The 13,324-nt window shown below is 40.0% G+C and carries 18 protein-coding genes and 1 pseudogene; 15 read left to right on the top strand and 4 right to left on the bottom strand.

From position 1 onward, the window contains the following. Positions 1–86: 86 nt before the first annotated feature. The 4 genes and pseudogenes from coxB (at position 87) to ctaF (ending at position 4,007) form a co-directional block, all read left to right on the top strand. Positions 87–1,155: pseudogene (gene coxB, locus NXM86_RS12970) on the top strand (cytochrome c oxidase subunit II). Positions 1,156–1,190: 35 nt separating this feature from the next. After that, positions 1,191–3,050, top strand: a complete 1,860-nt coding sequence (gene ctaD / locus NXM86_RS12965) for a cytochrome c oxidase subunit I (protein ID WP_498958127.1) — start codon at positions 1,191–1,193, stop codon at positions 3,048–3,050. Next, the gene (locus NXM86_RS12960; protein ID WP_498958126.1) at positions 3,050–3,670 is read left to right on the top strand and encodes a cytochrome (ubi)quinol oxidase subunit III; all 621 of its coding nucleotides are present in this window, start codon (positions 3,050–3,052) and stop codon (positions 3,668–3,670) included. Before ctaD ends, NXM86_RS12960 begins: the two co-directional genes overlap by 1 nt. 4 nt (positions 3,671–3,674) lie before the next feature. Beyond that, on the top strand, positions 3,675–4,007 hold the full coding sequence (gene ctaF, locus NXM86_RS12955; protein ID WP_089097035.1) for a cytochrome c oxidase subunit IVB: 333 nt from the start codon (positions 3,675–3,677) through the stop codon (positions 4,005–4,007). Positions 4,008–4,047: 40 nt separating this feature from the next. Here the strand turns inward: ctaF and NXM86_RS12950 are convergent, their stop codons facing one another. Next, the gene (locus tag NXM86_RS12950) at positions 4,048–4,383 is read right to left on the bottom strand and encodes a hypothetical protein (RefSeq protein ID WP_041269609.1); all 336 of its coding nucleotides are present in this window, start codon (positions 4,381–4,383) and stop codon (positions 4,048–4,050) included. A gap of 119 nt (positions 4,384–4,502) precedes the next feature. Here NXM86_RS12950 and ctaG point away from each other — a divergent pair, with 119 nt between their 5' ends. The 3 genes from ctaG to NXM86_RS12935 all read left to right on the top strand — a co-directional run bounded on the left by ctaG (position 4,503) and on the right by NXM86_RS12935 (position 6,331). Beyond that, entirely contained in the window at positions 4,503–5,405 is a 903-nt protein-coding gene (gene ctaG / locus NXM86_RS12945; RefSeq protein ID WP_498958125.1) for a cytochrome c oxidase assembly factor CtaG, read from the top strand. Between the two features lie 51 nt (positions 5,406–5,456). After that, positions 5,457–5,924 carry a DUF420 domain-containing protein gene (locus tag NXM86_RS12940; RefSeq protein WP_062753520.1) on the top strand — a complete coding sequence of 156 codons (468 nt, stop codon included), beginning with the start codon at positions 5,457–5,459 and terminating at the stop codon, positions 5,922–5,924. Positions 5,925–6,037: 113 nt separating this feature from the next. Next, positions 6,038–6,331, top strand: a complete 294-nt coding sequence (locus NXM86_RS12935; RefSeq protein ID WP_498958124.1) for an Asp23/Gls24 family envelope stress response protein — start codon at positions 6,038–6,040, stop codon at positions 6,329–6,331. Between the two features lie 51 nt (positions 6,332–6,382). Here the strand turns inward: NXM86_RS12935 and NXM86_RS12930 are convergent, their stop codons facing one another. Next, positions 6,383–6,742 carry a YugN family protein gene (locus tag NXM86_RS12930; RefSeq protein ID WP_015863328.1) on the bottom strand — a complete coding sequence of 120 codons (360 nt, stop codon included), beginning with the start codon at positions 6,740–6,742 and terminating at the stop codon, positions 6,383–6,385. Between the two features lie 282 nt (positions 6,743–7,024). Here NXM86_RS12930 and NXM86_RS12925 point away from each other — a divergent pair, with 282 nt between their 5' ends. From NXM86_RS12925 to NXM86_RS12900, 6 genes are all read left to right on the top strand, one after another. After that, complete coding sequence (locus NXM86_RS12925) at positions 7,025–8,035, top strand: CAP domain-containing protein (RefSeq protein ID WP_062753634.1); 1,011 nt, start codon at positions 7,025–7,027, stop codon at positions 8,033–8,035. 105 nt (positions 8,036–8,140) lie between these two features. After that, a complete protein-coding gene (locus NXM86_RS12920) occupies positions 8,141–8,530 on the top strand; it encodes a YlbD family protein (RefSeq protein ID WP_015863330.1) in 390 nt (129 codons plus the stop codon). 11 nt (positions 8,531–8,541) lie between these two features. Continuing rightward, positions 8,542–8,775, top strand: coding sequence for a YlbE-like family protein (locus tag NXM86_RS12915; protein ID WP_015863331.1), 234 nt, complete (start codon positions 8,542–8,544; stop codon positions 8,773–8,775). 40 nt (positions 8,776–8,815) lie between these two features. Continuing rightward, positions 8,816–9,208 carry a hypothetical protein gene (locus tag NXM86_RS12910; RefSeq protein WP_062753517.1) on the top strand — a complete coding sequence of 131 codons (393 nt, stop codon included), beginning with the start codon at positions 8,816–8,818 and terminating at the stop codon, positions 9,206–9,208. Between the two features lie 101 nt (positions 9,209–9,309). Continuing rightward, the gene (locus NXM86_RS12905; RefSeq protein WP_015863333.1) at positions 9,310–9,756 is read left to right on the top strand and encodes a YlbF/YmcA family competence regulator; all 447 of its coding nucleotides are present in this window, start codon (positions 9,310–9,312) and stop codon (positions 9,754–9,756) included. 22 nt (positions 9,757–9,778) lie between these two features. Further along, positions 9,779–10,060 (top strand): YlbG family protein, encoded by a 282-nt coding sequence (locus tag NXM86_RS12900; RefSeq protein WP_062753515.1) that lies wholly within the window; start codon positions 9,779–9,781, stop codon positions 10,058–10,060. Between the two features lie 51 nt (positions 10,061–10,111). Here NXM86_RS12900 and NXM86_RS12895 read toward each other — a convergent pair whose 3' ends face one another. After that, the gene (locus tag NXM86_RS12895; RefSeq protein ID WP_015863335.1) at positions 10,112–10,501 is read right to left on the bottom strand and encodes a DUF7147 family protein; all 390 of its coding nucleotides are present in this window, start codon (positions 10,499–10,501) and stop codon (positions 10,112–10,114) included. Between the two features lie 376 nt (positions 10,502–10,877). Between NXM86_RS12895 and rsmD the strand changes: the two genes are divergently transcribed. Next, positions 10,878–11,447 (top strand): 16S rRNA (guanine(966)-N(2))-methyltransferase RsmD, encoded by a 570-nt coding sequence (rsmD, locus tag NXM86_RS12890; protein WP_062678279.1) that lies wholly within the window; start codon positions 10,878–10,880, stop codon positions 11,445–11,447. A gap of 3 nt (positions 11,448–11,450) precedes the next feature. Further along, positions 11,451–11,960: a pantetheine-phosphate adenylyltransferase gene (gene coaD, locus NXM86_RS12885; protein ID WP_015863337.1), complete on the top strand. Its 510-nt coding sequence runs from the start codon at positions 11,451–11,453 to the stop codon at positions 11,958–11,960. 44 nt (positions 11,961–12,004) lie between these two features. Here the strand turns inward: coaD and ylbJ are convergent, their stop codons facing one another. Beyond that, positions 12,005–13,225, bottom strand: a complete 1,221-nt coding sequence (gene ylbJ / locus NXM86_RS12880; RefSeq protein ID WP_285754355.1) for a dipicolinic acid transporter SpoVV — start codon at positions 13,223–13,225, stop codon at positions 12,005–12,007. Positions 13,226–13,324: the final 99 nt, after the last annotated feature.

The following is a 13,324-nucleotide window of genomic DNA, read 5'->3' as shown; positions in this document are numbered from 1 at the left end:
ATTTCGTTTAAAATTCTTTCCATAAAGAGAAAGAATTCATATAAAATTTTTTATTTCATCAATAGAAAGAGGGGTTTGATTAGGCTATGAAGAAATGGCTACGTAACTGGCGCTTATTTTCTCTTTTTAGCGTGATGGCGCTTCTGTTAGCTGGCTGCGGCAAGCCGTTTTTATCGACGCTTCAGCCGGCGGGTGAAGTAGCAGATATGCAACTTTCACTGATGCTGCTTAGCACAGCCATTATGGTACTCGTTATTGTTGTAGTAACGATTATTTTTGTATACGTTGTCATTCGTTTCCGGCAGCGTAAAGGAGAAGAGAACAAAATTCCAAAGCAAGTGGAAGGAAACCATACGCTTGAAATTGTTTGGACTGTCATTCCGATTATCCTTTTAATTATCTTGGCAGTTCCGACAGTGAAAGCAACGTTCGATCTTGCTGATGTCACACAATGAACAAAGAGAAGCGCGATAAAGAACGCTTGTTGTCAATGTTCGCGCAAATCTTTACTGGTGGGAGTTTGAATATCCTGATTATGGCGTAATTACAAGCCAAGATTTGGTAGTTCCGACAGATGAGCGCGTATATTTTAACTTAAAAGCATCAGACGTAAAACACTCATTCTGGATTCCTGCAATTGGCGGGAAAATGGATACAAACATTGAAAATAAAAACCAATTTTGGCGGGAATTTGATCAAAAGAAAGCAGACAAAGCAGGCAACATTTTCTATGGCAAATGCGCGGAGCTTTGTGGTCCTTCCCATGCATTGATGGACTTCAAAGTAAAAGCAGTTCCTAGAGAAGAATTTAATCAATGGATTGAAAAAATGAAAAACGCGAAAAAACCGGTTGTAACAGATCCGGTTGCGAAGCAGGGAGAAGAGATTTTCAATAAAAGCTGTATTAGCTGTCACGCTGTTACTCCAGTTGACAAACGTCCAGAACAAGCGCGTACAGCACCAAACTTGGCCAACTTCGGCGATCGCGAGCGCATTGCCGGTATTTTAGAACACAATGAGGAAAACTTAAAGAAATGGCTAAAAGATCCTGAAAGTGTGAAGCCTGGAAATAAAATGACAGGCACATATGGCCAATTAACAGATGAGCAAGTGGATGCTTTAACGAAATACTTAATGAGTCTAAAAGTTGAATAACAAGCGGGATTTCTACAAAAAGGAGGTTTAAATCCGTGAGTACAGCAGCTCGGAAAAAGAGCATAATATGGGACTACCTGACAACGGTCGACCATAAAAAAATTGCGATCCTTTACTTAATTGCTGGTGGTATTTTCTTTATCATGGGTGGTATCGAGGCACTGATTATTCGCATTCAGCTTGCGGTGCCTAACAACGATTTTGTTAACGCGGGTCTTTATAATGAAATGCTTACGATGCATGGTACGACCATGATTTTCTTGGCAGCAACACCGTTATTATTCGCGTTAATGAATGCGGTGGTACCAATTCAGATCGGTGCGCGCGACGTTGCGTTTCCGTTTTTAAACGCATTAGGTTTTTGGCTATTCTTCTTCGGGGGGCTTTTCCCAAACTGTTCTTGGTTTTTAGGCGGAGCACCTGATGCGGGTTGGACGTCTTACGCATCTTTATCATTAGATTCACCAGGACACGGAATTGACTTTTACGTATTAGGTTTGCAAGTTTCCGGTTTCGGTACATTAATCAGTGGGATTAACTTCATAGTAACTATCATTACGATGCGTGCTCCAGGCATGACATACATGCGTATGCCGTTGTTTACTTGGGCAACATTCGTTGCTTCTGTGTTAATTTTGTTTGCGTTTCCGCCGTTAACGGCTGGATTGCTTCTACTAATGATGGACCGTTTATTTGGCGGCAACTTCTTTAATGCGGCATTAGGCGGTAACACGATTATTTATGAACACTTATTCTGGATTTTCGGTCACCCAGAAGTGTATCTCTTAATACTACCGTCATTCGGTATTTTTTCTGAAATTATCTCCACTTTCTCTAAGAAACGCTTATTTGGATATTCTTCCATGGTATTTGCGATTGTATTAATCGGCTTTTTAGGATTCATGGTATGGGCACACCATATGTTTACAGTTGGCATGGGACCAGTTGCGAACGCAATTTTTGCGGTTGCGACAATGGCAATTGCTGTCCCGACAGGTATTAAAATCTTTAACTGGCTATTTACAATGTGGGGTGGAAGCATCCGCGTTACAACGCCGATGTTATATGCTATTGGATTTATTCCTTCTTTCGTTATCGGCGGAGTAACCGGGGTTATGCAGGCAGTAGCGCCGGCTGACTATCAATATCATGACAGCTACTTCATCGTTGCTCACTTCCACTATGTCATTGTTGGCGGTGTAGTGCTAGCTTTATTAGGCGGCACGCATTATTGGTGGCCAAAAATGTTTGGCAAAATGCTAAGCGAAAAGCTTGGTAAGTTAACATTTGTGTTATTCTTTACCGGATTCCATTTAACATTCTTTGTCCAACACTTCCTTGGCTTAATGGGTATGCCTCGTCGTGTATTTACATTCTTACCGGGCCAAGGTTTGGAAACTGGAAACTTGATTAGTACAATTGGTGCCTTTTTGATGGCGGCAGGTGTTATCGTTCTTTTAATCAATATTGTGATCACGACGATCAAAGGAGAAAAAGCGGAAGCGGATGCTTGGGGACTCGGGCGTACGCTTGAGTGGGCGGTTTCTTCGCCAGCACCTGAATACAACTTTGCGCAAATTCCGCTTGTTCGCGGCTTGGATGCTTACTGGCTAGAGAAAATGGAAGGGAAAAAAGGTTTGACTCCGGCAGAACCGCTTGGAGACATCCATATGCCGAATCCTTCATTCCTGCCGTTTGTCATTTCGCTTGGGCTGTTTATCGCTTCATTTGGTTTCTTGTATCATAACGATTACTCTTGGGGGTTGCCGGTAGGAATTCTTGGATTAGTAATTACCTTTGGTTCTATGTGCTTGCGTTCTCTCATTGACGACCATGGTTATCATATTCATAAAGACGAGATTATCGAAGCGGAGAAAAAGGGGGTTAAGGCATAATGCATGTTGAAGAAAAATTAACGGCGGAAACGTTCCCCGCGTCCCCTGAAAGAGCCACCATCGAAGGGAAAAATAAATTTTTAGGACTTTGGGTTTTTTTAGGGGGAGAGACAGTTCTTTTCGCCTCCCTCTTTGGCACTTTCATAGCGCTTAGAAATAAAACGGCTGGGGGACCGACATCGCAGGAATTGTTTCAAATGCCGCTCGTGTTTGTCGCTACAATGCTTTTATTGACAAGCAGTTTAACAAGCGTTTACGCCATCTATCACATGAAAAACTTCGACTTTAAGAAAATGATGCTTTGGTTTGGCATCACTGTATTGTTAGGTCTCTGCTTCTTAGGATTAGAAATTTACGAGTTTTATGAATATGTGCATAAAGGCCTTAAGTTTTCAACAAGTGCCTTCTCATCTGCCTTTTATACGCTAGTCGGTCTGCATGGAAGCCACGTTGCATTTGGTTTATCGTGGATTTTAACGCTTATGATCCGCAACGCGAAGCGTGGTTTGAACCTTTACAACGCGCCAAAGTTTTATGTGGCGAGTCTTTACTGGCACTTTATTGACGTCGTATGGGTATTCATTTTTACCGTTGTATACCTAATGGGAATGGTGGGGTGAATATATGGTGAATCAAGCAAATTCTGGAAATGAGCGCGTTGATTTAGCATATCGCCGCAAAAAAAACGCGGAGGATATGAAGCATCAAGTTATTTCCTTTGTATTAATGATTTTGTTCACATTAATCGCATTTGCCGCGGTTGGTTATGATAAATTTTCGCCTTGGTTTTCCGTTCCATTTATTCTTCTTCTTGCTGTGGTACAAGTGTTGTTCCAATTGTATTATTTTATGCATATGAGCCATAAAGGACATGAAATGCCAGCACTCTTCATGTATGGCGGTATACTTGTTGCCTTTGTGACCATTTGGGCGTTTGCGACAATTATTTGGTGGTAATAAAAAAGGAAATCAGCGAAAGCTGATTTCCTTTTTTAAACTAGTTTTGACTCAATTTTGCTTCAATCTTCTCAAGAACTTTTTCTAATTTTTCAAGCGGCACTTCTGTGCTTTCGGAAATATTTTTCAAATCTTGGTAGGAAAGTCCTTTTGAGCTGCGGAGAAGATTTCTTTGTTCATGATCATGCAGCAATAACTGAACCGCATCTGGTCTGGAATAATGCCCCAATCCGTCAAACACCACTTTTGCCGCCTTGATCTCATTCGCATGGCAATCCGCGTAAACAATCGTATCTTCGTTATAAACCGGTCCGGCGATGTATTCACCAAATGGATTAACGATAGCGGCCCCGCCTACCGCCCAACTGAAATCCATTTCTGGGCTATCAATAAAATGTTCGTATGATGCAAACAGGTTAATTGATAGCGCTTAACAATAGACAAACGATAGGAGTGTAGTATAATGAAAAGAGAAAGAATTGAGGTGATATGAAAATGGCATCGCTAAGCATGTTTGGTTTTGTCGCGTTATGGAGTCCTTATTTCCTTGCGTTTTTGTTGTTGATTACGTGTCTTTATTTTATGATTGTTGGGCCTTGGAGAACTCGTTTTACAAAGGAAGGACCACCGACGCGCAAGCAGAAAGCATATTTTCTCGCAGGGATCATGTTGCTTTATATTTCTTTCGGTTCGCCGGTTGATTTGCTCGGTCATTTGATTTTTAGCGCACATATGATACAAATGGCAATATTAAGTTTTATGGCTCCACCATTACTTATTTTAGGAATACCAAATTGGCTGTTTGAGCGATTTTTCGAAATTCGGCCATTAAAGGCGGCAGTAACGTTTTTGACAAAGCCGCTTATTGCGGTTGTTTTATTTAATAGCTTGTTCTCATTTTATCACGTTCCATTTATTTTTGATTTAGCGAACAGCAATGCGCTTTATCATGCGGTAATTACCACGATGATTTTTGTCGCTGCATGGATGATGTGGTGGCCTCTTCTTAATAAAATGCCGGGCTGGCAGTCTCTCAGCGGTCTCAAGAAGATAGGCTACATTTTTGCAGACGGCGCTTTATTAACTCCGGCGTGTGCCTTAATTATTTTTGCTGGAAAACCGCTATATGCGACTTATTACGATCCGCAAATGTGGATGAAGTCGCTTGCTCTTTGCGTTCCCGCTGGGACATTAGCTTCTCTCGATTTAACAGGACCAGAGATGTTCTTTTCTGTTCCGCTTCTTTACGATCAGCAGCTTGGCGGGATATTAATGAAAATTATTCAAGAAATTATTTATGGCATAATGCTCTTTTTCGCCTTTAGGGAATGGTACCGAAAAGAGCAGGAAAAAGAAAAATTGGAAACTGTTGCATCCCCACAACCTTCTGAGTCGTAATGTTTTATCGAAATGTTTTAATAATCAATAAAACATAGAAAGGAATTGGATATGGAGTATTCATTGCCAATTTTACCGACCATTAGCACGAGCTGTATTGTCATTAGCGCAGCGTTAGTGGCGTATGGATGGTATTTAATACTGAGGAGAAACATTGATGCCCATAAAAAGACAATGTTAAGTGCAGCGGTGTTCGCTTTATTGTTTTTTATTATTTACCTATCGCGAACGATTTTTATCGGGAACACGAGTTTTGGCGGCCCTGACAGTTTGAAAGTGTATTATACGATCTTTCTTGTGTTTCATATTATTTTGGCTACGGTTGGAGCAATTTTTGGCATTGTCACGCTTTGGACTGGTTTAAAAGACCATCGCGCCCGTCATAAGCGGCTCGGACCGATTACAAGCGTTATTTGGTTTTTTACAGCTGCGACCGGTGTCATCGTATATTTGCTTCTCTACGTATTTTATAAAGGCGGGGAAACAACATCAATGATTAAAGCTATTTTAGGTTTTTAAAACCCGACACGAAATTTGTCGGGTTTTTCTTATAGTAAACAAAGGTGGATAAAACACGTATACATATAAAACACATTATTGTTCGTATGAAGCTAATAAAGAGGGAGAGGGGGATGAAAACGATCGTCCGATTCCGAAAGTTGAGTGCAACGCAAGCGACCTTATTGACTATTGTTATGATGTGTTTGAAAGACTTAAACGAAATTGTTATTGATGATTGCGAAGTCCATGTGGCCATTGAGGAAGATTGCCTCTGTACAGTTACAGCGCTGATAGTAATAAAGCGGGGAGTACCGATTATTTCATTATGTGAGCAATTGCAAAAACATATTACAGAGGAAATTGAGGCAATGACGCCGTTTACTGTCGATAAGGTACATGTTGTTGTAAAACATCTGGCTATGTAATGAAAAAACGCATGAGATTTCCCTCATGCGTTTTTTTTTTCGCATTTTGGATTAGTCTTGAATTTTGTCAAGTTCTTCTTTTATTTGTGATAAAATGGTTTGGCATTGATTTACCAATGAAGAAGGGAAATGTTCATCGTCGCCGTATTCTACGCCATGAGGATAATAATATTTTCCTAAAATTGGAGGAAGTAACTTAATGAGTGCATAGCGGGAATCAACGTCTCCCTCAATGGCGTATCCTTGAACACGAAGATAGTAAATATCCCCCTTTATTTGAAATTTCCGATCGTATGTAACCCGTTCATAGTCCCATTGAGAAGCTCTAATAAATTTAAATTTTTCCATTAGATCATCTAAACGGGAAAGCTCCGCTGTTTGGTTTTCGATACCAGTATTTTCAAATTTCATATCTATTCCTCCTATCGACAAAGCCTAGTATACGGAAAAGAAAAATGCCCCTTCATTTATAATAGTATGAAAGATGACGACTTTCAATCAATTGTTCATCATTTTGCGATATTTTCAATTTATGATAAATTTTTGTCCTCCATTCATTATTTTATTGAATAAATGTCTGGTATACGAAATTCCCCTGGAAAGCAGGGGAATTCTTTTTTTACGTTTTGTTGCCATAGAAAAACGGCTATAATGGCAATAGAATATCTTTTTTCGGAAAGCGAGAGTTGCCGTGTGAAATGGTTTTTTCTTGTGTTATTGCTAATCATTGGATTTTATTATTTTGCGCCAAGTACACCACCGCTTAGCCCGCCTCAAGAAACAGAGCCGAAAGACTATATGGTAAAAGAACCGAAAGTCGAAAGCGGCATGCTTTCAATGATTGGAAAAACAGAAAGAGATGTAAAAAAGAAATTCGGCTCGCCGACACGAATTGATGCTTCCGCTTATGATTATGAATGGTGGATCTATAATCGGAGCGCAAGCACATACTTTCAAATTGGAATGATGGATGGGCGTGTTGTTACGGCATTTGTATGCGGAGAGAATGTGAATGTAAAACCATTTTACATCGGTCAGCCCCTTCAAGAAGTGTTTAAGACGATGCCTGTTTTATCCAATGTTGAAATAAAATTGAGAACAGGAATGTATCGTTTTGAGCTGTCAGAACAAGATTACGCCTCTCGGCCGATTGTCAAAGTTGGCAACGTCTACGCGCAATTATATGTAGATCGTTTTACCGGAAAGATTTCGAGCATTCGGCTTATGACTGGGGAAGTATTCGTAAAAATGAGGCCATATGAGCTTGTTTACCGTGGCAGTTTACCTAATTCAGCCCCTTTATCTTCCAAACAACAACGAGAAGTGGAAATAGCGAATGAAAAACAAATTTTTGATATTACAAACGTTATTCGCCAACGTTATCGTGTTAAGCCACTTCGTTGGCATGAGGAAGCAGCAAAAGTTGCCTATATGCATAGTAAAGATATGAAAGATCATCACTTTTTCTCTCATAAATCTCCAAAAAATGGTGATTTAAAAGATCGGCTATTGGCTGCAAATATTAAATTTGAAATGGCGGGAGAAAATATTGCCGCACATCATATGGATGGTATTGAGGCGGTGGAAGGATGGCTAAACAGCAAAAGCCATCGAGAAACATTATTAAGCGAACAATTTACCTACCTTGGTGTAGGTGTTTCTGGTGATTATTATACTCAAGATTTTTTAAGGTTATGGAAATAAAATAGCGATTTTGTCGATGTAAAGAAAAAATGGGCGCACGTAAATCATATATAGGCAATAGTATATGGTAGATAGGCGTGAGTCGATGAGGGGAGTAGGTATTCAATGGAAAAGCATCTACATCCTTCGGTGGAGAAATTTAAACAGTTTGTGAAAAAGCATCCGAAAATAATTCAAGAAGTGCGCAATGGTCAAAAAACGTGGAAAGAGTTTTATGAAGATTGGTATTTATTTGGTGAGGATGATGAAATTTGGGAAGCCTATAAACAAAATCAAGAGCCAATAAAACGCAAGGAAAAAAGTAGTAATAGATGGATTGAAAAAATTGCAAATGTAATACAAAATATGGATGCTAATGAGGTACAAAAACATCTCGCGAGTGTTCAACAAGCGATTGACGCAATCCAAAACATTATTACTCAATTTCAAGGAAATGAAAAGCAGCATATGGGGATAACGAAAGATGAACATCCGTTTTCATTTCGTAAAGACTAGAGGGGGTGCCAATGAGAAAAGAGGTTATACAATATATTCGAACGAAAAAAATGCTGCAATCTTTTATTCGCAAAGAGCCGCGCTGGTATCGCCTTCTTTCCCGCTACCCACATAAGCTGCCATCATTTGAACTTGAGGCGCTTCATTATTATGAGCAGACGATTCCACATAAAGTGGAGAAAATCGCTAATTCCTTGCAAATGGTTTCATTAATGCTTCATATGTTTCAAGCGATGCGTGATTAATTTTTGCAAAAAAGCAAAGACTACTTCCTAAAGGGGAGTGATGTCTTTGCAAAAGCAGCTCGTTATTTTGCTTTTATTTCTTTTCGTCGTTTTAGGAGCGTGCGGAAACGATAAACCGGCGCCAGAAACAAATATCCCAAATGTTGCGTTTGCTATGACTAATCAGGAGAATAAATCATTTCAAGTCAAGCATGTTGTGAAAGGGAAAGATGTATTGATTGAGTGTATTGTCGCTGATTTTCCGTTTCGAAAAGGAACGAATGGGGGACACATAAACGTATATATAAATGGACAAAAAATAGATGAAGTATATACAGCGGCATTTATGTTGCGAGGATTACCGACCGGAAAACATGTGATACGTCTTGAACTTGTGCATAATGACGGGAAAATAACCGGGTTGTCACAAGAATTTACAGTAACGATCTCTTAGAAAAAGGTCTGACGAGCAAGTCAGACTTTTTTTAATGCGCAACTTCATTACTTTCCTTTCTGATTCATCTCATGGTATCATTACATTGGAGGTGCCAAAACGTGATCATTGCAACTCTCGAGCGTCTCGAGATTTTAGATAAAGCAGAAGCATTAGCAAAAATGATTGTACAATCGGAATTGGCAGAAGAATACCGCCAATGTTTTCAACGACTGAAACAAGATCGTGTTGCTCAAGATATTATCGCTCGTTTTACAAAGGCAAAAGAGCGCTATGAGGAAGTACAGCGCTTTGGAAAATATCATCCCGATTATCATAGCGTGATGAAAGAAGTGCGTGAAATAAAACGTGAACTTGATTTTCATGAGACGATTGCTGCGTTTAAAAAGGCGGAAAATGCCATGCAACAACTGTTAGATGAGATTAGCGTGTTAATTGGCAAAGCGGTATCAGATCAAATTAAAGTGCCGACAGGGAACCCGTATTTTTTGTCCATCAGCTGTTCGGGAGGATGCGGAGCAGGGGGAAGCTGCGGCTGCCGCACATAGTATATAAAAGGGGAATGGTGGTATGTTTCCAAAACGCCAAGGGATTATTGTCTGGTTGCATTCATTAAAGCATAGCAAACATCTGCGCAAATTTGGCAATATTCATTATGTTTCGAAACGGTTAAAATATGCGGTTTTATATTGTGATATGGAGCAAGTCGATGAAATGATGAAAAAGCTTGCTTCCTTGCCGTTTGTAAAGCGGGTCGAACCGTCTTATCGACCATTTTTAAAGCTAGAATTCGAATCAAAAGGGGAAAAAGAAAAAGACTCCTCTTATCCATTAGGATATTCGGCGGAGTAAAAAAAGGCTGATTTTCTTTGGAAAGTCAGCCGATTTTTATTTTTATCGCCACTATTGGAGCGGAGGGATAAAACGGTTCATCCGCATAATGCCAATTAAGTGTTGATAGTATAAATCTAATTCAGCAAAAAATGTCGAAGGCTTCACTTCTAAATGAATAATCTCCATTCCTAGTTCTTTCGCTAGTTGGGCAAATAAATCGTATCGCTTATTTGGTTTCACACGCGGATTTGGAATTCCTTCCCGGCAAATATACAACGGTTGAAAATCCCCTGGATCTGTTGGATGCAAAACGACAACACACGATGTCACCGGACGGCCGTTTTTCACCGTATGAAAAGCAAAAAGTCCAGACAAACGATGCCGATTTGCTCTGGCGAGTTCAATTAGTTCGTATATATCTGAATAACCTTCCCCTAGCTCTATAAAACGCTGAATCATCTATATCCCCCTTACTATGTTTGTCCATACATAACTTTAATCATTGTTTAACAAAATTTCAAATGGAAAAATAAAAAAAACCCTGCAGCCTATGATCTGCAGGGGTCCTTTACGTTTACTTGCCCCTTGCGCATCGGAAGGAACAAGTAAACTAAAGGAAAAGAAAAGGGAGAGGAGAAACCGGAGGAAGAACTTATGGGGAAACGTAAGTCTTCTCCGTGGTTGGCAACAACATCCGCATGGATGTTGCCATTACTCATTATGGCCGGTTTGCTAATTTTATATACATGTTACTATGAAATTTTCAGCTGTTTTACTATAATAAAGTTTATGATACGATAATGTTGCGAAATTGTGTCAAAATGTGGTGAAAACAATGAGGGTAATTTCAGGAAAATGTAAAGGTAGACGTCTGCAAGCGGTTCCAGGAATATCAACAAGACCGACGACAGATAAAGTGAAAGAAGCGATATTTAATATGATTGGTCCGTATTTTTCCGGCGGGATGGGCCTTGACTTGTTTAGTGGCAGCGGCGGTCTTGGAATTGAAGCATTAAGCCGCGGGCTTGACCGAGTCATTTTTGTAGACCATGACGCAAAAGCGGTGCAAACCGTCAAAAAAAATGTTGCAACGTGTCGACTGTTAGAACAGGCAGAAATATATCGGAATGATGCAGAAAGAGCGTTGAGAGCAATTATAAAACGCGGGCTTCGTTTTCATTTGATTTTTCTTGATCCTCCATATAAAGAACAAAAATTGGAGTCAATCCTTTCGTTTATTGATGAACATGAGCTTCTTGAAAAAGATGGTGCTGTCGTTGTGGAACACTCTGCCGAAACACATCTTGCCGAACAAGTTGGTCGTCTTGTAAAGTGGAAACATGAAGTATATGGAATTACCGCGGTTTCAATCTACCGGTACATGGATGTGCAGAAAGGAGAATAGGGCATGGCGAGCATTGCGGTTTGCCCAGGAAGCTTTGATCCGGTTACATATGGGCATTTAGATATTATTAGGCGAGGGGCAAAAGTGTTTGATCAAGTGTATGTAGCGGTACTTAATAATTCTTCAAAGAAGCCGTTATTTTCTGTTGAGGAGCGGATAGAACTGTTGCGGGAAGTGACGCGGCCGTTTCCAAATGTGATTGTTGAATCGTTTCACGGCCTGCTTGTCGATTATGCGCGCAGTAAAAATGCGAGTGCGATTTTGCGTGGTTTGCGGGCTGTGTCCGACTTTGAATATGAAATGCAAATCACGTCGATGAACCGTGTTCTTGATGAAAATATTGAGACGTTTTTTATGATGACAAATAGCCAATACGCTTTTTTAAGTTCCAGTATTGTCAAAGAGGTAGCAAAGTATAATGGCAATATTTCCGACTTAGTGCCACCTGTTGTAGAGGAAGCGCTGAGAAAAAAATTTGCTTCCCTTACTTCTAACGAACGTAATGAAAGCTGACTTAAAAGAAGCTTCTTTTAAGTCAGCCTAATTTTATTTTGTCTTTATTCTATGACCTTTTTTTGCCATTGAGCAGCAGTAAGCCATATATATAGACATAAAAAGACGATCGTAATGATTGGTCCGAATTGATGCAACAGCTCCCAATAATGGTTGATCCAGCTTGGTGAGCGTTCTATCAAAAATGTTGGAATAACGCGCATATTTCCATCGGCTGGGTGGACGTAGAGCGGTTTCCATAGTATATATGTAAAACATGCGGCAAAACATCCATGCATGATTCTGGCGATAAAAAATGGTTTAAAGCGGATGTTTGCTTCAGCGAGGATGCTTGCTACTTGTGCTTGCACGGAAAATCCGCCAAAAGCAAGAATAAAGCTTGTTGCAATGGCTTTTTCCAACAGTTCGGCTTTATCGGTTTGGCTAATCATCTGACTGCCGAGCGTAATTTCAAATAGACCGGAAATCATCGGGATGCTTAGTTCTTTTGGAAGTTGAAATAAGTGAAGAATATACTGGAAAATAAAGGATATATATTCCGTAATATGCATCATGTAAAGCAGCTTATTAATGACGGAAAAGAGAATAATAAACCCACCGATCATCAACAATGTTTGTACAGAAGACCGAACGGCGTCTCCTAACAATTTTCCAAGCGGCTGTTCGTTTTTTAGACGGGTTTCATGAAGCACTCGGAATGCGTAAGGAAAAGAAAACAAATGACTCGGTCGTTTTTGCTTTCCTTTTTCTTGTGATTTTCCATGGAATCTCATAATCATTCCTACACAAATGTTTCCTATATAGTGGGAAAGTGCTAAAATAATGCCAAGATTTGGATTGTGAAAAAATCCGACCGACACCGCGCCAAAAATAAACAATGGGTTGGATGAATTAGTAAATGAGGCTAACCGTTCTGCTTCGATCGTAGAAATTTGTTTTTCTTGATAAAGTCGTGCAGTTAGTTTTGCTCCTGATGGATAGCCGGAAGCCATTCCCATTGCCCAAACGAAACCGCCGACGCCAGGAACTCTAAAAAGCGGCCGCATAAGCGGTTCTAACAAAACTCCAAGCAAATTAACGACACCGAAGCTAATCAATAATTCAGAAACGATAAAAAAAGGTAATAGTGATGGAAAAACGACTTCCCACCACATATTTAAACCGCGGATGGATGCTTCTAATGATTGCTGAGGGTAGCAAATTAATGACAGTGCAAATAAAGTAACCGTTGAAGCGAGAAAGACGGTTTTTGCTTTTGGTTTCATATCTGTTCTGCCTCCTGGTAACGACACATCCTCTCTCCCCTTTTTAACACCATATTACGTGTACAACCTCATATAGTTTAATATACGAGTATAGGGGGG

The organism is Geobacillus sp. CX412, assembly GCF_027942335.1.
GTDB classification, from domain to species: Bacteria; Bacillota; Bacilli; order Bacillales; family Anoxybacillaceae; genus Parageobacillus_B; species Parageobacillus_B toebii.
This window is presented reverse-complemented; position numbering and strand designations above follow the sequence as displayed.

What these genes read in the sequence shown, in the direction of transcription:
- NXM86_RS12910 (WP_062753517.1), top strand. Translation starts at nt 8,816, where the DNA reads ATGTCTTTGCAAAAGCAGCTCGTTATTTTGCTTTTATTTCTTTTCGTC.
- ylbJ (WP_285754355.1), bottom strand. Translation starts at nt 13,225, where the DNA reads ATGAAACCAAAAGCAAAAACCGTCTTTCTCGCTTCAACGGTTACTTTA.
- NXM86_RS12940 (WP_062753520.1), top strand. Translation starts at nt 5,457, where the DNA reads ATGGAGTATTCATTGCCAATTTTACCGACCATTAGCACGAGCTGTATT.
- NXM86_RS12950 (WP_041269609.1), bottom strand. Translation starts at nt 4,383, where the DNA reads ATGGATTTCAGTTGGGCGGTAGGCGGGGCCGCTATCGTTAATCCATTT.
- ctaG (WP_498958125.1), top strand. Translation starts at nt 4,503, where the DNA reads ATGGCATCGCTAAGCATGTTTGGTTTTGTCGCGTTATGGAGTCCTTAT.
- rsmD (WP_062678279.1), top strand. Translation starts at nt 10,878, where the DNA reads ATGAGGGTAATTTCAGGAAAATGTAAAGGTAGACGTCTGCAAGCGGTT.
- ctaF (WP_089097035.1), top strand. Translation starts at nt 3,675, where the DNA reads ATGGTGAATCAAGCAAATTCTGGAAATGAGCGCGTTGATTTAGCATAT.
- NXM86_RS12920 (WP_015863330.1), top strand. Translation starts at nt 8,141, where the DNA reads ATGGAAAAGCATCTACATCCTTCGGTGGAGAAATTTAAACAGTTTGTG.
- NXM86_RS12900 (WP_062753515.1), top strand. Translation starts at nt 9,779, where the DNA reads ATGTTTCCAAAACGCCAAGGGATTATTGTCTGGTTGCATTCATTAAAG.
- NXM86_RS12915 (WP_015863331.1), top strand. Translation starts at nt 8,542, where the DNA reads ATGAGAAAAGAGGTTATACAATATATTCGAACGAAAAAAATGCTGCAA.
- NXM86_RS12935 (WP_498958124.1), top strand. Translation starts at nt 6,038, where the DNA reads ATGAAAACGATCGTCCGATTCCGAAAGTTGAGTGCAACGCAAGCGACC.
- coaD (WP_015863337.1), top strand. Translation starts at nt 11,451, where the DNA reads ATGGCGAGCATTGCGGTTTGCCCAGGAAGCTTTGATCCGGTTACATAT.
- NXM86_RS12930 (WP_015863328.1), bottom strand. Translation starts at nt 6,742, where the DNA reads ATGAAATTTGAAAATACTGGTATCGAAAACCAAACAGCGGAGCTTTCC.
- NXM86_RS12895 (WP_015863335.1), bottom strand. Translation starts at nt 10,501, where the DNA reads ATGATTCAGCGTTTTATAGAGCTAGGGGAAGGTTATTCAGATATATAC.
- NXM86_RS12960 (WP_498958126.1), top strand. Translation starts at nt 3,050, where the DNA reads ATGCATGTTGAAGAAAAATTAACGGCGGAAACGTTCCCCGCGTCCCCT.